Genomic DNA, 24,926 nt, shown 5'->3' on the forward strand with positions numbered 1-24,926 from the left:
CCCCGTCGCCGCCTACGCGCCGGCGGCCGGGGCGGCGTCGCCGCCCGTGGCCTTCGCGGCGTCGGCCTTCGGCTTCGGCTTGGCGTCGATGCCGGCCTCGCGGCGCTGCGCGGCGGTGATCGGCGCGGGCGCGTCGGTCAGCGGGTCGACGCCGCCGCCGGACTTCGGGAAGGCGATGACCTCGCGGATGGAGTCGACGCCGGCCAGGAGGCTGACGATGCGGTCCCAGCCGAAGGCGATGCCGCCGTGCGGCGGGGCGCCGAAGGCGAAGGCGTCGAGCAGGAAGCCGAACTTCTCGCGGGCCTCCTCCTCGCCGATGCCCATGACCTTGAAGACGCGCTCCTGGACGTCGCGGCGGTGGATGCGGATGGAGCCGCCGCCGATCTCGTTGCCGTTGCAGACGATGTCGTAGGCGTAGGCCAGCGCCTCGCCCGGGTTCTCGTCGAAGGTGTCGAGGTGCTCCGGCTTCGGGGAGGTGAAGGCGTGGTGGACGGCGGTCCACGCGGAGTGGCCGAGGGCGACGTCGCCGGAGGCCTTGGCGTCGGCGGACGGCTCGAACATCGGGGCGTCGACGACCCAGGTGAAGGCCCACTCGTCGGGGTCGATGAGGTCGAGCTTCTCGGCGATGGCGCCGCGGGCCGCGCCGAGGAGGGCGCGGGAGGACTTCGTGTCGCCGGCGGCGAAGAAGATGCAGTCGCCCGGCTTGGCGCCGACGTGGGCGGCGATGCCCTCGCGCTCGGCGTCGGTGATGTTCTTGGCGACGGGGCCGCCCGGCACGCCGTCCTCGCCGATGAGGATGTAGGCGAGGCCCTTGGCGCCGCGTTGGCGGGCCCACTCCTGCCACGCGTCGAGCTGGCGGCGCGGCTGGGAGGCGCCGCCCTCCATGACGACGGCGCCGACGTACTCGTTCTGGAACACGCGGAAGGTCGTGTCCCTGAAGAACTCCGTGCAGTCGACGAGCGGGATGTCGAAGCGCAGGTCGGGCTTGTCGGAGCCGTAGCGCTCCATGGCCTCCGCGTAGGTCATGCGCGGGAACGGGGTGGTGACCTCGACGCCGGCGGCGGCCCACACGGCGGTCAGCACCTCCTCGGCCAGGGCGATGACGTCCTCCTGGTCGACGAAGCTCATCTCGACGTCCAGCTGGGTGAACTCCGGCTGGCGGTCGGCGCGGAAGTCCTCGTCGCGGTAGCAGCGGGCGATCTGGTAGTAGCGCTCCATGCCGCCGACCATGAGCAGCTGCTTGAACAGCTGCGGGGACTGCGGCAGGGCGTAGAAGGTGCCCGGCTTCAGGCGGGCCGGCACCAGGAAGTCGCGGGCGCCCTCCGGGGTGGAGCGCGTCAGCGTCGGGGTCTCGATCTCGGTGAAGTCGTGGGAGTCGAGGACGGCGCGAGCGGCGCGGTTGGCGGCGGCGCGCAGGCGCAGGGCCTTCGCCGGGCCCTCGCGGCGCAGGTCGAGGTAGCGGTAGCGCAGGCGGGTCTCCTCGCCGACCTCGTTGGCGCTGGACTGGTCGTCCAGCTGGAACGGCAGGGCGGCGGAGGTGTTGAGGATCTCCAGCTCGGAGACGTTGACCTCGATGGCGCCGGAGGCGAGGTTCGGGTTCTCGGAGCCCTCCGGGCGGGGCTCGACGACGCCGGTGACCTTGACGCAGAACTCGCTGCGCAGGTGGTGGGCGCGCTCGGCGACCTCGGACTCGCGGAAGACGACCTGGGCGATGCCCGAGCGGTCCCGCAGGTCGATGAAGATGACGCCGCCGTGGTCACGCCGGCGGGCGACCCATCCGGTCAGGGTGACGGTCTGTCCGGCCTGCTCGGCGCGGAGCTCTCCGGCGAGATGCGTACGCAGCACTGCGGGGGTTCCTTCCAGGTGTTCGTTCGAGGTCCTCGGCCCGCCGGTTCGCGGCGGGCGCACGAATACCGGAGTGTACCCGCAGGGCGCGCCGCCGTCGGCCCCGGGCCGTGCCATACTTCCGGCCATGACGTTCAGCGAGGGATTCCGGAAGGGCGGGGATCGCGCCCGCCGCGGCGGAGGCGGCATCGGCAGGGGCGGGATCGCCGTCGGCGGCGGCCTCGGCGGCATCGTCCTGGTCGGCCTGTACCTGCTCCTGGGCGGCGACCCGGGCGCCCTGATGCAGGGCGGCGGGCCGGCCGCGCCGCAGCAGGGCACGCACGCGGAGCAGGGCGGCCTGGACCACTGCGAGACCGGCGCCGACGCCAACGAGCACGTCGACTGCCGCATCGAGTTCACGGGCATCTCGCTGGACCGCGTGTGGTCGGAGCAGCTGCCGGCGCAGGCGGGCATCGAGTACACGGCGCCGGGCATCGTCATCTTCGACGGCCGCACGCAGTCGGCGTGCGGCCCGGCGACGGCGAACACCGGCCCGTTCTACTGCCCGGGCGACGAGTCGAGCTACTACGACGTGTCCTTCTTCGAGCAGCTGGAGCGCCTGGGCGGCGGCTCGGGCCCGCTGTCGCAGGAGTACGTGGTGGCCCACGAGTTCGGCCACCACATCCAGAAGCTCGAGGGGACGCTGCACCTGTCGGACTACAACGACCCCGGCGCGGACTCGGGCGCGGTGCGCATCGAGCTCCAGGCGGACTGCTACGCGGGCATCTGGGCGCACTTCGCCGACGACGGCCCGGACGCCATCCTGGAGCCGCTGACGGAGCAGCAGGTCCGCGACGCGATGGCGACGGCGCGCGCCATCGGCGACGACGCCATCCAGTCGCACTCCGGCGGCGGCGTCAACCCGGACCTGTGGACGCACGGCTCGTCGGAGCAGCGGGAGAACGCGTTCCTGACGGGCTACCGCACCGGCTCGATGGCCAAGTGCGACACGCTCGGCCGCGACGTCTACTCGGGCTGATCGCATGGCCATCAGCGCGCTGGACATGTTCTCGGTGGGCATCGGCCCGTCGTCGTCGCACACCGTCGGCCCGATGCGGGCCGCCGCGGCGTTCGCGGCCGCCGCGCCGGAGGGCACCGTGCGCGTCGACGTGATGCTCCACGGCTCGCTCGCCGCGACCGGCCGGGGCCACGGCACCGACCGCGCGGTCGTGCTGGGCCTGGCGGGCCACTCCCCCGACACCGTTGCGCCGGACGAGCATCCGGCGCCCGGGCTCCCGGTGCCGCCGGAGGGCACGGCCGGGCGGCTGCGCTACCGGCTGGGCTTCGACATCGCGGCGCTGCCCTCCCACCCCAACGGCATGGTCTTCACCGCGCTCGGCGGCGACGGCGAGGTGCTGAAGGAGGAGGACTGGTACTCCGTCGGCGGCGGCTTCATCCTGCCGGGCGAGGCGCTGCAGGGGGCGCAGCCGGGCCCCGGTGCGGCGGCCGCGGGCCGGGAGGCGGAGCTGCCGCATCCGTTCTCCACGGCGCGGGAGCTGCTGGAGCGTTGCGACGGCGCGGGCCTGACCGTCGCGGAGGTGATGCTCGCCAACGAGACGGCGCTCCACGGGGGCGAGGAGGCGGTCGTCGCGCACCTGGACCGGGTGTGGCGGGTGATGCGGGAGTGCGTCGCCGCCGGCGCCGGCGCGCGCGGCATCCTGCCGGGCGGCCTCGGCGTGGAGCGCCGGGCGTCCGCGCTGCGCGACAGCCTCGCCGCCTCCGCCGGCCGCCGCGGCACGGACCCGCTGCACGCGATGGAGTGGGTGAACCTCTACGCTCTGGCGGTCAACGAGGAGAACGCGGCGGGCGGCCGCGTCGTCACCGCCCCGACGAACGGCGCGGCCGGGATCATCCCGGCGGTGATGCACTTCGCCCTGGACTTCGAGGAGGGCTTCGACGGGGAGGCGGCGCGGACGTTCCTGCTCACCGCGGGCGCCGTGGGCATCATCATCAAGCGCAACGCGTCCATCAGCGGCGCGGAGGTCGGCTGCCAGGGCGAGGTCGGCTCCGCGTGCGCGATGGCGGCGGCGGGGCTGTGCGCCTTCCTCGGCGGCAAGCCGTGGCAGGTCGAGCGCGCCGCGGAGATCGGTCTGGAGCACAACCTGGGCCTCACCTGCGATCCGGTGGGCGGCCTGGTGCAGGTGCCGTGCATCGAGCGAAACGCCATGGCGGCGGTGAAGGCCATCAACGCCGCGCGCCTGGCGATGCACTCCACCGGCGCGCACGTCGTCAGCCTCGACGACGCGGTGCGCACCATGGCGGAGACCGGCCGGGACATGCTGGACAAGTACAAGGAGACGGCGGCCGGCGGCCTGGCCGTGAACCTCACCGAGTGCTGACGCCCGCGCCGTGCGGCCGGGGCCCGCGGCGGGGATCGGGGCGTCGTCACGCGATGCGGCGGCGACCCGCGGCGACCGTGCGGCGGACGGCGGCGGCGACCCGGCCCCGCGGATAGCATCGGGGGCATGGACGACGACGCCGGCACCCGCCCCGGGGACAGGGCCCGCACCTTCCTGGACCACTACGCGCGGATCGAGGCCATCCTGGTCAAGCGCGTGCCCACCGAGCACTGGACGGGCGCGGTGAAGCGGGCGGAGCGGCTGCACGACCGGCACGGGATGACGCGGCACCAGCTCGACGCGTTCAAGGCGTTCGCGGAGCTGCGCAACGCGCTGAGCCACGCGGCCTACCGCGACGGCCGGCCCATCGCGGACCCGCTGCCGGAGGCGGTCGCGGCGATCGCGAAGCTGGCGGAGGATCTCGACTCCCCGCCCACCGTCTTCGACGTGCTGGAGCACCGCCACCCCGTCACGCTCGCGCCGGACGACGACGTCCGCCGGATGCTGCGGACCCTGCACGAGCGGCCGCACGCCCAGTTCCCGGTGTACGAGGACGGCCGGGGCATCGCGATGCTCACCACCGACGCCATCGCCCGCTGGGTCGCGGAGGACGTGACGACGGACGGGGAGATCGGCGCGCGCACCGTTTGCGACGTCCTGGCGCACGTCGCCGGCGACGCGGAGCCGGTCTTCGTCGCGCGGCTGGCGCCCATCACGGAGATCATCCACCTGCTGTCGCAGTCGGACGACCCGCGGCGGCCGGGCGCCGTCATCGTCACCGAGCACGGCCGCGCCGACAACCGGCCGCTGCGCGTCGTCGCCATGGGGGATCTGCCGGCGCTGTACGCGGCGCTCGACGGCCCCGGGGCCTGAGGGCCGCACCCCGGAGGCCGGCACCGGCCCCCGCGCGACGGGGACGCGACGCCCCATGCACCGGGCCGGCGGACCCGCACCGCGCCCGGATCCCGCCCGATCGCCCCCGTTTCCGCCCCGGATCCGGGGAGACCCCGGGGTGGGCCGGGGCCCGGGACGCTACGATTCACCCGTGACGAAGCCATTGACCACACCGGGGTCGCCGGAGGCGGCCGATCATCCCGTCAACCAGTACCCGGGGCACCTGCGCGCGCTCATCCTCGGGTTCCAGCACGTCCTGGCCGCGTACGCGGGCGCCGTCGCGGTGCCGCTGTTCGTCGGCTGGGCGCTGGTGGAGCAGGGCCGCATGCAGCCCTCCGACATCCCGCACCTCATCGCCGCGGACCTGTTCGTCGCGGGCGTCGCGACGATCGTGCAGTCGGTGGGCATCTGGCGCTTCGGCGTCCGGCTGCCGCTCATCCAGGGCTGCACCTTCTCCGCCGCCATCCCGATGGTGACCATCGGCGGCACCTACGGCGTGCCGGCCATCTACGGCGCGGTCATCGCGTCGGGCATCTTCATGATGCTGTTCGCCCCGCTGTTCGCCTCCCTGCTGCGGCTGTTCCCGCCGCTGGTGACGGGCACGGTGCTGCTCATCATCGGCACGACGCTGATGCCGGTGGCGGCGGACTGGGTCGGCGGCGGCGCGGACCTGAAGGGCACCGACGCCTACGGCACGCCGCAAAACCTGGCCATCGCGTTCTTCGTGCTGGTGTTCATCCTGGTCATCGAGCGCTGGGGCCCGCCGATGCTGTCGCGGATCGCGGTGCTGCTGGGCCTCGTCGTGGGCCTGCTGGTGTGCATCCCGCTGGGGATGGTCGACTGGTCGGAGACGGCCGACTCCCCCGTCTTCGGCCTGACTACGCCGTTCTACTTCGGCCTGCCGGAGTTCGTCCCGGCGGCCATCCTGGCGATGTGCATCGTCTCCCTGGTCACCATGGTCGAGGCGACGGGCGACGTGCTGGCCATCGGCGAGATCACCGACTCGAAGGTCGACGACCGCCGCATCGCCGACACCCTGCGCGCAGACGGCGCGGCGACGGTGCTCGGCGGCGTGTTCAACACCTTCCAGTACACGGCGTTCGCGCAGAACATCGGCGTGCTGAGCCTGACGGGCGTCCGCTCCCGCTGGGTCACCGCGGTCGCCGGCGCGTTCCTCATCATCCTGGGCCTGCTGCCCAAGACCGCCGCGCTGGTGGCGGCGATCCCGGCGCCGGTGCTGGGCGGCGCGGGCATCGCGCTGTTCGGCATGGTCGCCGCCGCGGGCGTGCGCACCCTGTCGGGCGTGAAGTTCACCGAGTCCAACATCGTCGTGGTGGCGGTGCCGCTGGCGCTGGCGCTGCTGCCGGCGGTGGCCCCGGCGCTGTTCTCCGGCCTGCCGGCGTGGTCGCAGACGTTCCTGTCCTCCGGCATCGTCATCGGCTCCGTCGCGGCCATCCTGCTCAACCTCATGTTCAACACGGGCGCCCGCGCCCCGAAGTCCGCGGCGCAGACGGCGCACGACACCTTCCGCGGCAAGCTGAACCTGAAGGACGACGACCACGACGGCTTCGGCGACGCCCCGCGCGGGCACCGCTGACGCGATCGCGCCGCGCACGGTCCGCGGCGGGTGCGTGACGACGCTCCCCGCCGCGGCCCCCGCGCCCCCTGCACGGCGGCCGCCCTTCCCGGTTTCCCCGGGAGGGCGGCCGCCGTCGTCGTGCGCGCGGGGCGTGCGGGCCCCGCGGAGGCGCTGTCCTCGGACCGCGTGCACCCGCCGACGCCGGCGCGCGCCGGCGCACGTGCGGGTCCCCGGGCCGCGCCGCGCCTCAGGATCCGGTGACGCGCAGCCCGAGCTCCGCGGCGGCGGGGCCGGAGATGAGCTCGGCGTAGGACTCCCCTTCGTCGTCGACGCCCGTGCCGGCGAGGATCCCGACGGCGACGAGCGTCCCGTCCGGGGCCTCCGCCCAGACCGGCGAGCCGCTGTCGCCCTCGATGGCGGGGACGCGCAGCGCGACGTCGGAGACGTACCACGGCGCGCCGGGCACGCCGCCCCAGGCGCCGCAGGCGACCCCGGACATCTGGCCGGAGAAGCAGAGCTCGGGGCTCTCCGCGGTCAGCTCCGGCAGCTCGGCGACGTCGCCCGGGGCGCGGTCGACGCCGAGGATGGACGCGTCGGCGAGCGACGGGTCGTCGAGTGCGATGAACCCGAGGTCGAGGTCCTGGATCGTCATGCCGTCGTCGCGGGCGACGGTGAAGCGCCCGATGACGCGGGGTCCCAGGAGCGTGTCGACGGAGACCTCGTCGCCCACCGAGCCGCAGTGCCCGGCGGTGAGGAAGCCGAGGCGCCCCTCGGCGTCCTCTCCGAGGAAGCCGAGGGTGCACGTCGAGCCGGCGTCGTCGTTGACGTAGGGCGCGCCGGGGCGCACCACGGGCGTCGGCGACGTCGTCGTTCCCGTGAACAGGCCGACGAGCAGCATGAGGCCGATGGTGACGGCGCCGATGACCACCAGGCCGACGGCGGCCGCGAGGCAGCCGGAGCCGCGGCGCCGCGGCGGCGCGGGTGGAAGCGGCGCACCGTACGGGCCGTGGGGGACATGCGCGCCGTCGGCGAACGGCGGCGGGCCCGGCGGCAGCTGCGGGTGCGGGGCGGGGCCTCCGTGCCGCGCACCGGGGTACGGGCCCGGCTGCGGCGCGCCGAATCCGCCGGCGTGCCGGCCCGGGTGCGGGTTCGCGTCCGGGTGGTGCGGCGGGATGTTCGGGGGCTGCTGCGGGTTCCCCCACGGGCGGGGCTCATGGGGGCCGGACCACCCCGGGCCGGGCGGTCCCGGAGGCGTGGTCGCGGGCATGGCCGCCATCTTGCCACGGGCGCCGCCGCGCGCCGGGCGGGCGGGTCACCGGGCGCGGGGATCCGGGCGAGATTGTTGACAGGCACCCGTCGCAACGCATATTGTTGACGCATCAACCCGCGGCACGGGCCGCACCCGACGACAGGAGCACGGCATGCAGTTCGGCGTCTTCACCATCGGCGACGTCACCACCGACCCGACCACCGGCCGCACCCCCACCGAGGGCGAGCGCATCGAGGCGATGACCGCCGTCGCCCTCAAGGCGGAGGAGGTCGGCCTCGACGTCTTCGCCACCGGCGAGCACCACAACCCGCCGTTCGTCCCGTCGTCGCCGACGACGCACCTCGGCTACATCGCCGCGAAGACGGAAAAGCTGGAGCTGTCGACGGCGACGACGCTCATCACCACCAACGACCCCGTGAAGATCGCGGAGGACTTCGCCTTCCTCCAGCACCTCTCCGGCGGCCGCGTCGACGTCATGATGGGCCGCGGCAACACCGGCCCCGTCTACCCGTGGTTCGGCAAGGACATCCGCCAGGGCATCCCCCTGGCCGTCGAGAACTACCACCTCCTGCGCCGCCTGTGGCGCGAGCGCCCCGTCAACTGGTCCGGCCAGTTCCGCACTCCCCTGCAGGGCTACGTCTCCACGCCGTGGCCGCTCGACGACACCCCGCCGTTCGTGTGGCACGGCTCCATCCGCTCCGTCCAGATCGCCCACCAGGCGGCGTTCTACGGCGACGGCTTCTTCCACAACAACATCTTCTGGAACAAGGAGCACACGGCGAAGATGGTCGGAATCTACCGCCGCGAATACGAGCGCTACGGCCACGGCGGCGCCGAGCAGGCCATCGTCGGCCTCGGCGGCCAGGTCTTCCTCGGCGAGACCGAGGCGGAGGCCAAGCGCATCTTCCGCCCCTACTTCGACAACGCCCCGGTCTACGGCGGCGGCCCCTCCCTGGAGGAGTTCTCCGAGGTCACCCCGCTGACCGTCGGCACGCCGGAGCAGGTCATCGACCGCACGCTGTCCTTCGCCGACTGGGTGGGCGACTACCAGCGGCAGATGTTCCTCATCGACCATGCCGGGCTGCCGCTGGACATGGTCCTGGAGCAGATCGAGATCCTCGGCCGCGAGGTCGTGCCCGTCCTGCGCAGGGAGTTCGAGCTGCGCCGCCCCGCCGGCGTGCCGTCGGACCCGCCGGACCACGCGTACCTGCGCGACCACCGCGATCACCCGCACCATCAGGTGGAGCCCGGCAAGCCCGCGGCCGGGGAGGAGGGCCGCTGATGCGCCGCATCGTCGTCGTCACCGCCGGGCTGTCGTCGCCGTCGTCGACCCGCCAGCTCGCCGACATGCTGGCCGACGCCACCGTCGCCGCGGTCTCCAGCCGCGGCGAGGCCGCCGAGGTCGAGGTCATCGAGGTCCGGGACCTCGCCCGCGACCTCGCCACCGCGTTCACCGCGGGCGGGCTGTCCTCCCCCGCCCTGGACGACGCCCGCCGCGCGGTCGCCTCCGCCGACGGGGTCATCGCCGCCGCCCCGGTGTTCAAGGCGTCGTACAGCGGCCTGTTCAAGATGTTCGTCGACGCGCTTGACGACGAGGCGCTGCGCGGCGTGCCCGTCCTCGTGGCGGCGACCGCCGGGACGGCGCGCCACGGGCTGGTCGTCGACCACGCCATGCGCCCGCTGTTCGCGCACTTCGGCGCCGTCGTCGCGCCCACGGGCGTCTTCGCCGCCACCGACGACTTCGGCGAGGCCGCCTTCACCGGCGGCGACGACGGCCGGGGCGTCGCCCCGCTGCACGCCCGCGTCGACCGGGCGGCCGGGCAGTTCGCCGACCTGCTGCTGGCGCAGGCCGTCGGCGGCCTCGGCGGCGCGACGGCCGACGGGGCGGGCGGCTCCCGCGGCGCCCGGCCGTCGGGCGCCGGCGTCGAGGAGACCGGCGTCGGCTTCGAGGATCTGCTCCGCGGCCACATGGGCTGACGGCCCGCCGGCCGAGGCCTTTCCCGGCACGGTCCACGGCCCGGCCGCGCCGGAGTTGTCCACCGCCGCCCGCCCGTCCACCGCGTGACGGACGGGCGGCGGCGCGCGTGCGGGGCCCGGCGGCGCGGGGCCTACGATGCGGCGCATGGGGAACCGACGCGACGTCATCCGCGGCCGCATCCGCGCGCTGCTCAACCAGGCCGCCGACCGGGCGGGCACGCCGGAGGGGGAGATCTTCGAGGCCAAGGCGCTGGAGCTGCTGGCCAGGTACGGGCTCACGGAGTCCGACCTGCCGGAGGCCGGAGACGCCGACCCGCACGAGGTCGTCGAGCGCACCATCGACGTCACCGGGCGCTACGTGACGCAGCGGCTGGCCCTGCTGGGGTCGCTGGCGCGGGCGCTGCACTGCGCCTCCGCGGCCCGGAAGCTCGGCGGGACGGGGCGCCGCGCCATCCTCGTCGGCGCCCGCCGGCACGTCGATCGCCTGGACCTGCTGTGGCCGATGCTCGACGCGCACATGGCCGGCCGTGCCGTGCAGCTCCGCTCGGAGGTCGGCGACCCCGCGGAGACGGCGCGGCTGCGGCGGTCCTTCATGGTGGGCTTCTCCCGCGGCATCGCCGCCCGTCTGCGGGAGGTGGAGCATGCGGTGGCCGAGGAGCACGGCCCGGGCACCGGGCTCGCCCTGCTGGACGACGGCCGCCGGGCCGAGGCCGAGATGGCGCGGCGCTACAGCGTCCGGGCGGGCCGCGCCAGCACCGCGGAGATGGACCCCGCTGCGCTCGGCGACGGGGTGCGCGCCGCCGGGTCCGTGGACCTCGGCGCGCGGCGGATGGAGCCGCGCAAGGCCATCGGGGGCTAGATGCTGGACCCGGCGGACCCGGATCCGCCGGCATCGCCGGAGGCGCCGTCGCACATCGCGCCACCTGCGACATCGCGGGAATCCGCTGCGGCGTCGCCCCCGTCCCGGGAGGCGTCGTCCGCGTCGTAGCCCAGGCGGCGGCGCTCGGCGGCGACGATGCTGCGGGCGATGTCGGCCTCGGACACGTCGACCGCGTCGGCGACGTCGGCGGACTCGCTGGAACGGGCGTAGGCGTCGAAGATGCGCCGCTTGTCGCCGAGGATCTCCAGCAGCCGCTCGTCGGCCGTGTCGTCGCCGACCAGCCGGTGCACGACGACCTGCGATGTCTGGCCCATGCGGTGCACGCGGGCGATGGCCTGGTCCTCCAGCGTCGGCTTCACCTGCGGTTCCACCAGGACGACGACGCCCGCGGCCTGGATGTTGAGGCCCGTGCCGCCGGCGGTGATCTGCGACAGCAGCACCGACCCGGCCGGGGCCTCCCCCAGCCGGTCGACCATCGCCTGCCGCTCGTCCGGGGCGACCGAGCCGGTGAGCACGCCGACGACGCGGTCGCCGAGCTCGGCGCGCAGGACCTCCAACACGTCGAGGAAGAACGTGAACACCAGGACGCGGCGTCCGCCGTCGGCGGCGCGGTCGACGATCTCCCGGACGCGCTCCAGCTTCGCGGGGCAATTGCCGGGCGTCGTCATCGGCGCCCGGCGCATGAGCATCCAGTTGCCCTCCGCGACCGCGGCGTCGTAGTGCCGCCGGTCGGCGTCGGTGAGGTCGATCCAGTCGGTCTTCTCCGTCAGGTCCGGCAGCTCGTCGAGGACGTCGTCCTGGTTGCGCCGCAGGTAGGCCGGGGCGACGGCCGTGCGGAACATTCCGGCGGGCAGCGTCACGCGCCCGTCGTCCAGCAGATCCGGCCGCACCATCCTCACGAGGTTCGCGAACTCGTCAACGCGGTTCTCCAGCGGCGTACCGGTGAGCAGCATCGCGTGGCCCGCGGCGGCGACGAGCCGCGCGACGGCCCGGCTGCGCTGCGCCTCCGGATTCTTCACCATGTGCGCCTCGTCGACGATGACCGCGTCGGGCTCGGCATCGGCGAAGTCGAGGGTGCGGGCGCCGTCGTAGGTGCACACGCACACGCCGCCGAGCTCCGCCCACGCCCGCACTGCGTCGTCCTTCGCCGCGCCGTGGGCGCGGTGGACCGGCAGGTCGGTGAAGCGGCGGGCCTCCCGCAGCCAGTTGACGACGACGGAGGCCGGGCACACCACGAGGATCCGCCCCGGGCGCTCCCCCGCCGCGGTCTCCGCCGCGGACTGCGCCGCGACGTGGGCGGCCATCGCCAGCGCCTGGACGGTCTTGCCCAGGCCCATCTCGTCGCCCAGGATGACCTTGCCCTGCACGAGGGCGAAGCGGGCGCCGAAGGACTGGTAGCCGCGCAGGTGCAGGTCCCGCAGGTGCGTGCGGTCCAGGTGCAGGTCGCGGATGCGCTGCAGCGTCGGGGCGTCGAGGTCGCCGCCCTCGACCTCCAGCCGCAGCAGGGTGGCCAGCAGCGCCTGGTAGTGCGCCGGGCGCTCCAGGTAGTCCGACCATGCGGCGTCGCCGGCGTCGTGCACCGCCGTCGGCGTCAGCGACTCCGGGTGGGCGTCGGCCCACGCCACGTCGTCGAGGAAGCGGGCGAAGGCCACCGGGGCGTCCGCCCCCGCCAGTGCGACGGGCCACGGCAGCGGCGACGCCGTCTCCGGCAGCACGGCCGCCGCGTCGAGGAGCCGGGAACGGCGCGCCCGCTCGACCTCGTCCAGATCGTCGACCTGGTCGTAGCGGTGCAGGACGCGCACCAGCTGCACGGCCGGGGCGGTCGGCTCGTCGCCGATGGACGTGCCGGCCTCCGACTCGGCCTCGTGCTGCAGCGTCTGCGCCGCCGCCCGCAGCCGCCGGGCCGTGCGCTCGCCGATGCCCGGCACCTGGCGCAGCACCGCCTCGGGGGCGCGCAGGACGTCGGCGACCGTCGTCACGCGCACCTGCTCCAGCCCCGCGAACCGCAGGCGCTCGTCGGTGACGGTGCGCAGCGCGTCGACGGGCAGGCCGGCCAGCAGGATGCGGGCGCGGTCGGCGGCCAGGGCACGAAGGTGGCGTTCCGCCTCGGCGCGCAGCCGCGGCTCGGAGTCCGGGTCGGAGGCGAGCGACCGGGCGCGGGCGAGGACCCGCTGGACGCGGTCGGGCTCCACCCAGGTCCATTCGCGCACGCCACCGCCCAGCCGCTCCGCGACGGCGGCGCGGACGGCCTCCAGCAGGTGGGGCGGGCAGCCGTGGGCGCCGGGCAGCAGCGGCACCCCCTGCGCCTGGATTGCCGCGGCGGCGCCGGCGCGGTCCAGCAGCGCCGCGGCGTCGTCGAGGGCCGCCGCCGACCCGGGGTCGTCGAGGACCGCGGCGAGCTCGGCCGCCGCCTGCTCCGCGCGCCGGGTGCGGCCGGACAGGAACAGCCGGCCCAGGAGGCCGGGCGAGGCGTGGGCGGCGGTCGCGCGCAGGACCGCGGCGCGGGCGCCGGCGAGCTCCGCGCGGCGCAGCACGTCGGCGGAGCCGGGCGAGGCCGCCGCCTCCAGGCCCGGCAGCAGCGCCGGCGGCCAGGCGGCGAGGGCCGGCGGGAACAGGACGACGCGGGCGTCGCCCAGGTCGCCCCCGCCAGGCAGGTCGATCCCCGGCGGCTGCCACGGACCGGCGGCGGCGCCCATGTCGCGGGCCAGCGTCCGGACGCCGTCGCCGACGGCGATGGCCCGGTCGGCCCGGTCCAGCAGGGTCCGCAGCGCGACGGCGTCCATGGCGTGCCCCGGCGTCAGGCCAGGCGGGCGGCGAGATCCGCGACGGCGGCGTCGAGGGCGACGGCCTCCTGGGAGTGCTCGGCGAGGTCCTTCACCTGCACCTCGCCGGCCTCCAGCTCGCGGTCGCCGAGGACCAGGGCGAAGCGGGCGCCGGCGCGGTCGGCGCCCTTCATCGCGCCCTTGAGGCCGCGGTCGCCGTAGCTCATGTCGGCGGAGACGCCGGCGCCGCGCAGCTCGTCGACGAGGCGGGCCATGCGGCGCTTGGCGTCGGAGCCCATGGCGACGCCGTAGACGTCGACGCGGCGGGCGGCGCCGAACTCCACGCCCTCGGTCTCGAGGGCCAGCAGGGAGCGGTCGAGGCCGAGGCCGAAGCCGATGCCGGAGAGGTCCTGGCCGCCGAGCTGGCCCATCAGGCCGTCGTAGCGGCCGCCGCCGCCGATGCCGGACTGGGCGCCGAGGCCGTCGTGGACGAACTCGAAGCAGGTCTTGGTGTAGTAGTCCAGGCCGCGGACCATGCGGGGATTGACCTCGTAGGCGACGCCCATGTCGTCGAGCAGCCCCGTGACCGTCTCGAAGTGCTCCCGGCACTCGCTGGAGAGGTGGTCGAGCATGAGCGGTGCGTCCGCCGTCATCTCCTTGACCTCGGGGCGCTTGTCGTCGAGGACGCGCAGGGGGTTGATCTCGGCGCGGCGGCGCGCCTCCTCGTCCAGCGGCAGGGCGAAGAGGAAGTCCTGCAGCTTCCGCCGGTAGGCCGGGCGGCACGTCTCGTCGCCGAGGGAGGTGATCTCCAGGCGCTGGCCGGTCAGGCCGATGGAGCGGAAGCAGGCGTCGGCCAGCGCCACGACCTCGGCGTCCAGCGCCGGGTCGTCGACGCCGATGGCCTCGACGCCGAACTGCTGGAGCTGGCGGTAGCGGCCGGCCTGCGGGCGCTCGTAGCGGAAGAACGGGCCGGTGTAGGACAGCTTCACCGGCAGCTGGCCACGGTCGAGGTTGTGCTCGATGACGGCGCGCATGACGCCGGCGGTGCCCTCCGGGCGGAGGGTGACGGAGCGGTCGCCGCGGTCGGCGAAGGTGTACATCTCCTTCGTCACAACGTCGGTCGACTCGCCGACGCCGCGGGCGAACAGCCCCGTCTCCTCGAAGATCGGCAGCTCGATGTGCTCGTAGCCGGCCAGGCGGGCGCGGCGCGTGTACTCCGCGCGCACCGCCTCGAACGCGCGCGACGCCGGCGGCGCGTAGTCCGGGACGCCCTTCGGGGCGGAGAACGGCTGGATCTTCTGCTTCTTCTCGCTCACCCGGCAGATGATACGTGGCTAGCGGACCTGGGCGAGGAAGGGGTTGGAGGCCCGCTCGTCGCCGATCGTCGACGTCGGCCCGTGCCCCGGCAGGATCGGCAGGTGGTCCTCCAGCGGCAGCACCCGGTCGCGCAGCGACGCCATCATCGCCTCCGGGTCGGCGCCCGGCAGGTCGGTGCGGCCGATGGAGCCGGCGAACAGCACGTCGCCGGAGACGATCACCTCGTCCGCCCCGTCGGAGACGCGCAGCATGACGCAGCCCGGCGAGTGGCCCGGGGCGTGGATGACGGAGAAGACGAGGCCGCCGTACTTCACCTCGTCGCCGTCCTCGAGGTCCCGGATGTCCTCCGGCGGCGTCATCTCGGAGACCCGGAACATCGCGCCGAGGCTCAGCCCCGCGCCGATCATCGGGTTCTCCAGCATGAACCGGTCATTGGAGTTGATGAGCACCGGCACGTCCCACTCCGCGACGACCTCGCCGACGTCGCGGGTGTGGTCGATGTGGCCGTGGGTGAGCAGGACCGCCTCGGGGACGAGGCCGCGGGCGGCGCACTCCTCCCTCAGCCGCTCGTGGGCGCCCATGCCGGGGTCGATGACGACGCAGGGGCGGGCGGCGCCGTCGCCGGCGTCGTCGTGTCCGGTGGCGACGTAGCAGTTGGTCTGCAGCGGGCCGGCGGGGAAGCCGAGGATCTCCATGGCGCGGGCTCTCCTGTCGTTGCGGTGCGGGGCGCGGGTGGTGGGGCCGGGTCGCCGGGTGCGGTCGCGGGACGCGGTGCGTTGCGACGGGTCCCCTCCGGCCCGGGGCCCGCGCCCCGGCCCGGACCGCGACCGTTCACGCGGCGAAACCTTCGGCACGACAGTCTACCGCCCGCCGTCCGCGCCCTCCCCGGCCGGCCTCCCCCGCGGCCGGCGCCGACGACCCGGGGCGGGTGCCGTCGTAAAGCCCCTCCCGCACCATCCGCGGACCCGTCACGCGCGCCGCGCCCGCGGCCCTGCGCTCCCCGCGCGCCGCGCCGGGGCATAATGGATCGCCGTACCCCGACCGCACCGACCACCCGGAAGGCAGGCACCACGTGGCCGACACCGCCGACAACCGCCAGCGGCGCCAAGACGCGATGAAGAAGCTGGAGCGCGAGCTGAACAAGCGCGACCGCGCCGAGAAGGCCCGCCCCCTGGGCGTGGTCGCCGCGACGCTGGTGATCCTCGTCGCCATCGTCGGCGGCATCTGGTTCCTCACCACCCGCGGGCAGGAGGACCTGACGGCGGAGGGCGACCCCGCCGCCGCCGAGTCGCAGGCGCCGACCGAGCCCATCGCGCTGGAGCCGACCCCGGTCCAGGGCGACATCGTCCCGATGTCCCGCGAGGAGGCGCTGCCGGAGACCGTGACCTGCACCTACCCGTCCGACGGGCAGGACGCGGGCGTCACCCCGCCGCCGGCGGAGAACGTGCCCGCCACCGGCACCGTCACCGTCACGCTGAACACGAACCACGGCGCCATCCCGATGGAGCTGGACCGCGCGGTGTCCCCGTGCGCCGTCAACGCCATCGTCCACCTGGCGGAGCAGGACTTCTACGACGACACGGTCTGCCACCGCATCACCGGCGGCGGCCTCAACGTCCTGCAGTGCGGCGACCCGACCGGCTCCGGCGCCGGCGGCCCGGGCTTCTCCTTCCCCGACGAGTGGCCGGTGAAGGACTCCAACCTCGACGCGCAGACGCCGCTGATCTACCCGGAGGGCTCCATCGCCATGGCAAACTCCGGCCCGGACACCAACGGCTCGCAGTTCTTCCTCAACTACGCCGACGGCCAGTTGCCCCCGGCGTACACCATCCTCGGCAAGATGACCCCCGAGGGCCTGCAGGTGGTCAAGGACATCGCGGCCAACGGCGTCGCCCCGGAGGCCGGCCAGCCCGACGGCAAGCCGGCCGAGGAGGTCCGCATCGAGACCGCCGAGGTCTCCTAGCCTCCCCCATCGCCTGACGACGGCCCCCGCCGCGCCCTCCCGGACGCCGGCGGGGGCCGTCGCCGATCGCGGGAACCGGTGGGCGCGGACGCCCGGAGCGGACGCGGGCGTCCCCGCCGTGGGGCGGAGCCGGCCGGGGTCCGGCGGGCCTGTGACGCGGATCGCACCCCGCCGTCGGCGGAGTAGACCGCTCAGGGTAGCCTTCCCCGCATGGACACTCCCACGACGACCAGCAGGCGCGGGGCGGGCGCGGAGGCCGGGCGCGGCTCCGCGATGCTCATGGCATCGACCGTCTTCCCGCTCATCGTGCTCGCCGCCGCCCTGTGGGGCTGGCTCTCCCCCGGCACCTGGACCCCGCTCGCCCCGCACGTGCCGATCCTCCTGGGCATCATCATGCTGTGCATGGGCATGACCCTCACCCCGCCGGACCTGCGCTCCGTGGCCCGGCGGCCCGGCGTCGTGGCCCTCGGCATCGTGGCGCAGTTCGTCATCATGCCGCTGACCGCCTGGGCCATCGCGAAGGCGCTGAACCTGCCGCCGGAGCTGGCCGCGGGCCTCATCCTCGTCGGCTGCGCCCCGGGCGGCACGTCGTCCAACGTCATGACCTACCTGGCCCGCGGCGACGTCGGCGTCTCCGTCGCCGTCACCACCTGCTCGACGCTGCTCGCGCCGCTGCTGACCCCGGTGCTCACCCTGTGGCTCGCCGGCACCTACATGGAGGTCGACGCGGCGTCCATGGTCGGCAGCATCATCAAGACCGTCATCGTGCCGGTCGCCGTCGGCGTCGTCATCCGCATCGTCGCCCGCCGCCTCGTCGAGAAGCTGCAGCCGGCGTTCCCGTGGATCTCCGGCATCGTCATCGCGATGATCGTCGGCACCGTCGTCGCCGGCTCCGCCGACAAGATCGTCTCCGCGGGCCTCATCGTCCTCGTCGCCGTCGTCCTGCACAACGGCGCGGGGCTCGCGCTCGGCTGGGCCGCCGGCCGCGCCGCGGGTCTCGACCGGGCCACCCGCCGCGCCCTGTCCTTCGAGGTCGGCCTGCAGAACTCCGGCCTCGCCGCCACGCTCGCCGGCCAGTACCTCACGCCGCTGGCGGCCCTGCCGGCCGCGGTGTTCAGCCTCTGGCACAACCTCTCCGGCGCGTTCGTCGCCTCCGTGATGGCCCGCCGCGGCTGACCGCGCCCGGGACCCGCGCACGCCCCGGGCGCGTCATCCCGGGCACGGCGACGGCCCCCGCACCGCACCCCGGCGAGGGGGCGGCGCGGGGGCCGTCGTCACGCGAACCCGCGGCACGCGACCGCGCGGGACGCGGACGCGACGCGCGGGCACCCGCCCGCGGCGGCCGCCTCAGCCGCCGGAGGTGACGCGGAAGACGTCGTAGACGCCCTCGATGCCGCGCAGCACCGAGATGATGTACCCCAGCTGCTTGGTGTCGGAGACCTCGAAGGTGAAGCGCATCGTCGCGACGGAGTCCTCCGCGGTGTGCGACGACGTCGCCATGATCGGCACCTTCTGCTCCGAGATGGTGCGGGTGATCTCCGACAGCAGGCCGTGGCGGTCGAGCGCCTCGATCTGGATGGTCACCGTGAAGACGGCGCCGGCGAACTCGTCGGCCCACGACACGCGGATGATGCGCTCCGGCTCCTCCCGCAGCCGCGCCGCGTTCGTGCAGTCCGTGCGGTGCACCGACACGCCGCCGCCGCGGGTGACGAAGCCGAAGATGTCGTCGCCCGGCACCGGGGTGCAGCACTTCGCCAGCTTCGCCATCATGTCGGCGCTGCCCTCGACCAGCACGCCCGCGCCGTCGGCGCGCGCCCGCTTCTTCGGCGCCTGCAGCGCCGACAGCGGCGTCCGCGCCACCAGCTGATCCTCCGCGTCATCCGCGGAGGCGAACTGCGCCATGAGGCGGTTGGTCACGTGCCCCGGCTTGACGCGGCCGAGGCCGATCGCCGTGTACAGCCCGTCGACGTCCGCGTAGTTCAGCTCCTTGGCGATGCGGTCCATCGACTCCGGCGTGAACAGCCGGTGCATCGGCAGGCCGCCGCGCTGGATCTCCGCCGCCAGGGCGTCGCGGCCGGCCTCGAGCGCCTGATCGCGGCGCTCCTGGTTGAACCACTGCCGGATCTTCGAGCGGGCGCGCGGCGAGCGGACGAACGACTCCCAGTCCTTCGACGGCCCCGCCTGCGGGTCCTTCGACGTGAACACCTCGACCCGGTCGCCGGTCTTCAGGGCCGACTCCAGGGCCACGAGCTTGCCGTTGACCTTCGCGCCGATGCAGCGGTGGCCGACCTCCGTGTGCACCGCGTAGGCGAAGTCCACCGGCGTCGCGTCCGTCGGCAGGGTGATGACGTCGCCCTTCGGCGTGAACACGAAGATCTCGTTGGACGCCAGGTCGTAGCGCAGCGAGTCGAGGAACTCGTTCGGGTCCGCCGCCTCCCGCTGCCAGTCCAGCAGCTGGCGCATCCACGCCATCTGGTCGACCTCGGACTTGTCGCCGCGGTGGGAGCCCTTCGTCTCCTTGTACCGCCAGTGCGCCGCGATGCCGTACTCCGCGTTGTAGTGCATCTCGTGGGTGCGGATCTGCACCTCCAGCGGCTTGCCGCCCGGCCCGATGACCGTGGTGTGCAGCGACTGGTACACGCCGAAGCGCGGGGAGCTGATGTAGTCCTTGAAGCGGCCCGGCATCGGCTGGTACAGCGAGTGCACCGCGCCGATGGCGGCGTAGCAGTCCTTCACCGTGTCGACGAGGACGCGGATGCCGACGAGGTCGTAGATCTCGTTGAACTCGTGGCCCCGCACGATCATCTTCTGGTAGATGGACCAGTAGTGCTTCGGACGCCCCTCGACGCGGGCGCTGATGTGGGCGCGCCGCAGGTCGGCGCCGAGCTCGTCGGAGACCTTCCGCAGGTACTCGTCGCGCTGCGGGGCCCGGTCGGCGACGAGGCGGACGACCTCGTCGTACTTCTTCGGGTACAGGATGGCGAACGCCAGGTCCTCCAGCTCCCACTTCACGCTCGCCATGCCCAGGCGGTGCGCCAGCGGGGCGATGACCTCCAGGGTCTCGCGGGCCTTCTTCGCCTGCTTCTCCGGCGGCAGGAACCGCATGGTGCGCATGTTGTGCAGGCGATCGCAGACCTTGATGACCAGGACGCGGGGGTCCTTCGACATCGCGACGACCATCTTGCGCACGGTCTCCGCCTCCGCCGCGGAGCCCAGCGCCACCTTGTCCAGCTTCGTCACGCCGTCGACGAGGCGGGCGACCTCCGGGCCGAAGTCGGCCTCCAGGTCCTCCAGCGAGTAGTCGGTGTCCTCCACCGTGTCGTGCAGCAGCGCCGCGACGAGCGTGGTGGTGTCCATGCCGATCTCGGCGGCGATGACGGCGACCGCCAGCGGGTGGGTGATGTACGGCTCCCCCGACTTCCGGAACACGCCGTCGTGGAGCCGCTCGGCGGTGTCGTAGGCGCGCTGCAGCACCGCGACGTCGGCGCGCGGGTGGACCTCCCGGTGGATGGCCACCAGGGGGTCGAGGACGGGCCGGACGCGCGTGCGACCGCCCGTAAGGCTCCGGGCCAGCCTGGCCCCGTACCGGCGCGCGCCCAGGTCCGCCATCTCGATCAGTCCTTCGGGGAGTCGACGACGTAGACCTCGGTGCCGGCCAGCGCCTCGCGCCCGCCGAGGCCCTCGACCTCGAGCACGACGCACAGGCCGCGGATCTCGGCGCCGCAGTCCTCCAGCAGCTTCATCGCGGCGCCCATGGTGCCGCCGGTGGCCAGGACGTCGTCGACGAGGACGACGCGGCGGCCGTCCAGGTCGATGCCGCTGGCCGGGACCTCCAGGGCCGCCGTGCCGTACTCCAGCTGGTACTCCTCGGAGTGGACCGGCGGGGGCAGCTTGCCCTTCTTGCGCACCGCCAGCAGGCCGAGGCCGAGCTTGTAGGCGACGGCGGAGCCGAGCAGGAACCCGCGCGCGTCCAGGCCGGCGATGACCTCCGCACCCATCTCGCGGCACTTCTCCGCCAGATCGTCGATGATGAGGCGGAAGCCCTCCGCATCGGCGAGCGCGGGGGTCAGGTCCTCGAAGACGACGCCCTCCTCCGGGAAGTCGGGGACGAAGCGCATGAGGTCGGCGAGGGCCTCCCTGGCGTTGGCGTAGGTCACTGAAGAATCCTCCGGAAATGGCGAAGCGGGCCGGGTACCCGTACAGGTTACCCGGCCCGCTTCCCTCGGATCAGCGGGATCCCGGACGCCACGTCAGCGGCGTCTCGCCGTCGTCGCCGTCCTCCCGCGGGGGGCGGGGCGTGACGACGTCCCGACGTGCGGCGCGCGGGCCGCGGGAGCCGGCGGCGCCGTCCTCCCCGGCCCCGGCCGCGGCGGGCCGGGCCGCCGCGCGGGCCGCGCCCCGATCGGGGGCGGCGTCCGCGACGGCCGCGTCGCCGGAATCGGCGGCGCCGCCGGAGCGGGGCTCGTCGTCACGCTCCCCGGAGGCGTCGCGGGCCTCCCCGCCGCGGGCCTTCGCCACGAGCTCGTCGTGGCGTCGGTAGCGGCGCTGGCGGCGCTTGAGCCACACCAGGATCGGGGCGACCAGCAGCACCGAGGAGAAGGTGCCCTGGATGATGCCGATGAACTGGATGACCGCCAGGTCGGCGAGCGTGCCGACGCCGAGCAGGCCGACGGCGATGACCAGCAGCGCGATGATCGGCAGCAGCGTCGAGACGCTGGTGTTGATGGAGCGCATGATGGTCTGGTTCACCGCGAGGTTCACCAGCTCGCCGTAGGTGCGGCGCGTTGACTGCTCGAAGCCGGCGGTGTTCTCGTCGACCTTGTCGAACACGACGACCGTGTCGTAGAGCGAGAACGACAGCACCGTGAGCAGGCCGATGATGGTCGCCGGGGTGACCTCCAGGCCCAGCAGGGCGTAGACGCCGAGGATGACGACGCCGTCGACCAGCAGGCCGCCGATGGCGGCGATGGCCATGTCCCGCTCGAAGCGGATCATGATGTAGATGAACACCAGGACCAGGAACACCCCGGCCGCGATGAGCATCCGCTCCGTGATGGTGGAGCCCCACGACTCCGAGATGGTGGAGTCGCCGACGGCGTCCGGGGAGACGGTGCCGGTGTTGTCCTTCGGCTGGAACGTCTCGTAGAGCGCGACGCGGGCGTCGTTGATCTGCTGGTCGGTCAGGGACTCGGAGGTGACCTCCATGATGCGGCCCTCGCCGGAGCCGACGATCTGCACCTGCGCCGGCTCGACGCCGGTCGCCCCGGTGAAGACCTCCTCGACCTGCTGCTCGGTCGCGTCGCCCGGCGGCATGGTCATGCGGGTGCCGCCCTCGAAGTCGATGCCGAGGGAGAAGCCGCGGATGACCATCGCCAGGATCGCGACGGCGAGCACGGTGCCGAACACGGCGAACCAGCGCTTCGACTTGCCGATGATGTCGATGCCGCCGGCGCCGGTGTAGAGGCGCCGCAGGAACCCGCCGCGGGCGTCGTCCTCCGCGTCGATCGGGGCGACGGCGGTGTCGGTGGTGGTGTCTGCCATGGCTACTTCGCCTCCTCGGCGGTCTGGTGGGCGATGCGGCGCTCGGCGTCGGCGGGCAGCTCCCGTCCGGCGCGGCGGCGATCGCGGGCCAGTTCCATCACCGAGCCGAAGCCGTTCATCGACGGCTTCGCCATCGCCGGGCGCCGGGACGCCAGGACCACCAGCGGGGCGGTCACCAGGAAGGCGGTGATGATGTCGAACGCGGTGGACAGGCCCAGGGTGAAGGCGAAGCCCTTCACGTCGCCGACGGCGAGGATGTAGAGCACCACCGCGGCGATGATGGACACGAAGTTGCCGGTCCAGATCGTCCTGCGGGCGCGGCGCCAGGCCCGCGGGACGGCGGACCGGAAGGTGCGGCCGTCGCGGATCTCGTCCTTGATGCGCTCGAAGAAGACGATGAAGGAGTCGGCGGTCGTGCCGATGGAGATGATGATGCCGGCGATGCCGGCCAGGTCCAGGCTGTAGCCGATCCAGCGGCCCAGCAGCACGAGGACGCCGTAGACCATCGCGCCGGCCGCGGCCAGGGAGACGATGGAGATGGCGCCGAGGCCGCGGTACAGGGCCAGGGCGTACAGGACGATGAGGCCGACGCCGACGAGGCCGGCGATGATGCCCGCCTGCAGGGAGGCGGCGCCGAGGGTCGGCGGGATCGTCGTCGTGGTGCCGCCCGGCTCGCCGTTCTCGCCGGCGAAGCTCAGCGGCAGCGCGCCGTATCGCAGGTTGTTGGCCAGCGACTGGGCCTCCTCGACGGTGAAGTCGCCCGTGATGCGGGTGAACTCGCCGACCGGGGTGGGCTCCTGGATGACGGGGGCGCTGATGACCTGGGAGTCCAGGACGATGGCGACGCGCTCGTTGAGCATGTCGGTGGTCAGCTGGGTCCAGGTGCGGGCGCCCGGGTCCTCGTTGCCGGACTTGAACTTGAAGGACACCTGCACCTGGCCGGACTGCTGGTCGAAGCCGCCGTTGATGGGGGCGTTCGTGTCGATGTCGTCGCCGGACAGGCGGTTGCCGTTCTCCTCGTCGGTGTCGCCGACGACGAGCGGCGCGGGGCCGAGCGGCAGGACCTGGCCGGGGCTCGACGGGTCGCAGGACAGCAGCGGCAGACGCGGGTCGTCGGCGCCGGCGAGCGGGTCGACGCGCTCCGGGTCGTCGCAGCGCATGAGCGCGGAGGTGGCGAACTGGGTCGTCGGGTTGTCCGACTGGCGCGTCGCCAGGAGCACCTCGCGGGTCTCGGTGCGCTGCTCGGCCGCCTCGATGGAGTTGGCGGGCTCGGCGGGCGGCGCGGCGGTGACGGTCGGGGCCTCGGGGACCTCGATGTCCAGCTGCGGCGGCAGCTCCTGGTCGGGGAACTGCTGCTCGAAGCCCTGGCGCTGCTGGTCGATGTTCGCGCGGAACTGGTCCGTGAACTCCTTCAGCGACTGGTTGGCCTCCTCCGGGGTGAGCACGCCCACGCGGACCCACTCGTCGGCGACGCGCTTCAGCTCGCCGGTCATCGCCGCCGGGTCGGGCGTCGGGGGCTGGAGCACCGGGCGGAAGAACAGCTGGGAGGTCTGGCCGAGGGTGCGGGCCTGCTGGGAGTCCTCGCCGGGCACCGTGATGACCAGGGTGTCGCCGTCGGTGATGACCTCCGCGTCGCTGACGCCCATGCCGTTGACGCGGTTCTCCAGGATGGTGCGGGCCTGCTCGAGCTGCTCCGGCGTCGGGTCCTGGCCCTGCGGGACCAGGGTGACGCGGGTGCCGCCCTGCAGGTCGATGCCGAGCTTCGGCGTGGGGTTGCGGTCGCCGGTGAAGAACACCAGCGCGTACGTCACCACGAGGATGATGACGAAGAGGGCGAGGGACCATTGCGGCCACGACGCCCTGATGCCGCCGCGTCCGCGGCGCGTCTGTGCTGACACTGTCTGTCGTCTCCTAGCGGGGCTCCGCCCCGTCGGTCGTGGGGGCTAGGGGCGATCCTGCGGGTCGCGCGGGTCCTCGATGCGGTCGGCCGGGCGGTCGGCCGGCTGGTCGTCGAGGGGGCGGGCGGCCGGGGCGTCGTCGGCCGGGCGGGCCTGCGGGGCCTCGGTCTCCGACTCCGCGGCCGGGGCGCCGGCGACGGCCTCGTCGGCGCGGCGGCCGGCGACGCGGTCCTCGTCGGAGCGGTTGCGCATGATGGCGGCCCGCTCCCAGACGGTGGTGACGCCCTGGGCGATGGTCAGCTCGACCGTGGTCTCGCCGAGGGACTCGACGATGCCGTGGACGCCGGCGCCGGTCTGGACGCGATCGCCGACCTGGATGCGCGACTGCATGTCGCGGATGGCGCGGATCTGCTTGTTGTGCCGGAACGTCTGCCACAGCGGCAGCGCCAGCAGGATGAGCATGAGGATGAGAAGGAGCAAGGGGTCCATGGGGGACGAGTGTATAGGCAGGGTGCCCTTCCCCCGGGAGGCGGGGCGCGCGTCCCCGGCGGTGGCCGCCCGCTCCCCCGCGCGGCCGCCGCGGGGCGTGACGACGGGTGCCGCGCCGCGGTTCTCCCCCATG

19 protein-coding genes are annotated in these 24,926 nt (G+C 74.0%); 9 read left to right on the forward strand and 10 right to left on the reverse strand.

The window, feature by feature from the left end; translation table 11 throughout:
- Window positions 1-12: 12 nt before the first annotated feature.
- Window positions 13-1,845: an aspartate--tRNA ligase gene (aspS, locus tag QQS41_RS00985; RefSeq protein ID WP_448850844.1), complete on the reverse strand. Its 1,833-nt coding sequence runs from the start codon at window positions 1,843-1,845 to the stop codon at window positions 13-15.
- A 127-nt stretch (window positions 1,846-1,972) separates the two neighbouring features.
- Between aspS and ypfJ the strand changes: the two genes are divergently transcribed.
- The 4 genes from ypfJ (at window position 1,973) to QQS41_RS01005 (ending at window position 6,714) form a co-directional block, all read left to right on the forward strand.
- Window positions 1,973-2,863 carry a KPN_02809 family neutral zinc metallopeptidase gene (gene ypfJ, locus QQS41_RS00990; RefSeq protein ID WP_448850845.1) on the forward strand — a complete coding sequence of 297 codons (891 nt, stop codon included), beginning with the start codon at window positions 1,973-1,975 and terminating at the stop codon, window positions 2,861-2,863.
- Window positions 2,864-2,867: 4 nt separating this feature from the next.
- Window positions 2,868-4,223: an L-serine ammonia-lyase gene (locus tag QQS41_RS00995; RefSeq protein ID WP_448850846.1), complete on the forward strand. Its 1,356-nt coding sequence runs from the start codon at window positions 2,868-2,870 to the stop codon at window positions 4,221-4,223.
- 126 nt (window positions 4,224-4,349) lie between these two features.
- Entirely contained in the window at window positions 4,350-5,096 is a 747-nt protein-coding gene (locus QQS41_RS01000; RefSeq protein ID WP_448850847.1) for a CBS domain-containing protein, read from the forward strand.
- A 172-nt stretch (window positions 5,097-5,268) separates the two neighbouring features.
- Window positions 5,269-6,714 carry a nucleobase:cation symporter-2 family protein gene (locus tag QQS41_RS01005; RefSeq protein ID WP_448850848.1) on the forward strand — a complete coding sequence of 482 codons (1,446 nt, stop codon included), beginning with the start codon at window positions 5,269-5,271 and terminating at the stop codon, window positions 6,712-6,714.
- Between the two features lie 229 nt (window positions 6,715-6,943).
- Here QQS41_RS01005 and QQS41_RS01010 read toward each other — a convergent pair whose 3' ends face one another.
- Complete coding sequence (locus tag QQS41_RS01010; RefSeq protein WP_448850849.1) at window positions 6,944-7,963, reverse strand: hypothetical protein; 1,020 nt, start codon at window positions 7,961-7,963, stop codon at window positions 6,944-6,946.
- A 154-nt stretch (window positions 7,964-8,117) separates the two neighbouring features.
- On the opposite strand from QQS41_RS01010, the gene QQS41_RS01015 reads away from it, so the two are divergent.
- The 3 genes from QQS41_RS01015 (at window position 8,118) to QQS41_RS01025 (ending at window position 10,802) form a co-directional block, all read left to right on the forward strand.
- Window positions 8,118-9,248, forward strand: a complete 1,131-nt coding sequence (locus QQS41_RS01015) for an LLM class flavin-dependent oxidoreductase (protein ID WP_448850850.1) — start codon at window positions 8,118-8,120, stop codon at window positions 9,246-9,248.
- A complete protein-coding gene (locus QQS41_RS01020; RefSeq protein ID WP_448850851.1) occupies window positions 9,248-9,943 on the forward strand; it encodes a CE1759 family FMN reductase in 696 nt (231 codons plus the stop codon). Before QQS41_RS01015 ends, QQS41_RS01020 begins: the two co-directional genes overlap by 1 nt.
- Window positions 9,944-10,088: 145 nt before the next feature.
- Window positions 10,089-10,802 carry a DUF2786 domain-containing protein gene (locus tag QQS41_RS01025; RefSeq protein ID WP_448850852.1) on the forward strand — a complete coding sequence of 238 codons (714 nt, stop codon included), beginning with the start codon at window positions 10,089-10,091 and terminating at the stop codon, window positions 10,800-10,802.
- Here the strand turns inward: QQS41_RS01025 and QQS41_RS01030 are convergent.
- From QQS41_RS01030 to QQS41_RS01040, 3 genes are read right to left on the reverse strand one after another with little or no spacing between them, the layout of a single operon-like run.
- A complete protein-coding gene (locus QQS41_RS01030) occupies window positions 10,799-13,606 on the reverse strand; it encodes a DEAD/DEAH box helicase (protein ID WP_448850853.1) in 2,808 nt (935 codons plus the stop codon). The two genes, QQS41_RS01025 and QQS41_RS01030, sit on opposite strands and share 4 nt — an antisense overlap.
- Before the next feature lie 14 nt (window positions 13,607-13,620).
- Window positions 13,621-14,901 carry a histidine--tRNA ligase gene (hisS, locus tag QQS41_RS01035; RefSeq protein ID WP_448850854.1) on the reverse strand — a complete coding sequence of 427 codons (1,281 nt, stop codon included), beginning with the start codon at window positions 14,899-14,901 and terminating at the stop codon, window positions 13,621-13,623.
- An 18-nt stretch (window positions 14,902-14,919) separates the two neighbouring features.
- The gene (locus QQS41_RS01040; RefSeq protein ID WP_448850855.1) at window positions 14,920-15,597 is read right to left on the reverse strand and encodes an MBL fold metallo-hydrolase; all 678 of its coding nucleotides are present in this window, start codon (window positions 15,595-15,597) and stop codon (window positions 14,920-14,922) included.
- Window positions 15,598-16,016: 419 nt separating this feature from the next.
- Between QQS41_RS01040 and QQS41_RS01045 the strand changes: the two genes are divergently transcribed.
- Window positions 16,017-16,865, forward strand: a complete 849-nt coding sequence (locus tag QQS41_RS01045) for a peptidylprolyl isomerase (RefSeq protein WP_448851925.1) — start codon at window positions 16,017-16,019, stop codon at window positions 16,863-16,865.
- A 210-nt stretch (window positions 16,866-17,075) separates the two neighbouring features.
- Window positions 17,076-18,041, forward strand: coding sequence for a bile acid:sodium symporter family protein (locus QQS41_RS01050; protein WP_448850856.1), 966 nt, complete (start codon window positions 17,076-17,078; stop codon window positions 18,039-18,041).
- Between the two features lie 171 nt (window positions 18,042-18,212).
- Here QQS41_RS01050 and QQS41_RS01055 read toward each other — a convergent pair whose 3' ends face one another.
- The 5 genes from QQS41_RS01055 to yajC form a co-directional block, all read right to left on the reverse strand.
- On the reverse strand, window positions 18,213-20,474 hold the full coding sequence (locus QQS41_RS01055; RefSeq protein WP_448850857.1) for a RelA/SpoT family protein: 2,262 nt from the start codon (window positions 20,472-20,474) through the stop codon (window positions 18,213-18,215).
- Window positions 20,475-20,479: 5 nt separating this feature from the next.
- On the reverse strand, window positions 20,480-21,022 hold the full coding sequence (locus QQS41_RS01060) for an adenine phosphoribosyltransferase (RefSeq protein WP_448850858.1): 543 nt from the start codon (window positions 21,020-21,022) through the stop codon (window positions 20,480-20,482).
- A gap of 70 nt (window positions 21,023-21,092) precedes the next feature.
- Window positions 21,093-22,406, reverse strand: coding sequence for a protein translocase subunit SecF (secF, locus tag QQS41_RS01065; protein WP_448850859.1), 1,314 nt, complete (start codon window positions 22,404-22,406; stop codon window positions 21,093-21,095).
- A 2-nt stretch (window positions 22,407-22,408) separates the two neighbouring features.
- Entirely contained in the window at window positions 22,409-24,304 is a 1,896-nt protein-coding gene (secD, locus tag QQS41_RS01070; RefSeq protein WP_448850860.1) for a protein translocase subunit SecD, read from the reverse strand.
- Window positions 24,305-24,349: 45 nt separating this feature from the next.
- Window positions 24,350-24,793 carry a preprotein translocase subunit YajC gene (gene yajC / locus QQS41_RS01075; protein WP_448850861.1) on the reverse strand — a complete coding sequence of 148 codons (444 nt, stop codon included), beginning with the start codon at window positions 24,791-24,793 and terminating at the stop codon, window positions 24,350-24,352.
- Between the last annotated feature and the right edge of the window lie 133 nt (window positions 24,794-24,926).

The organism is Corynebacterium sp. 335C, assembly GCF_053525695.1.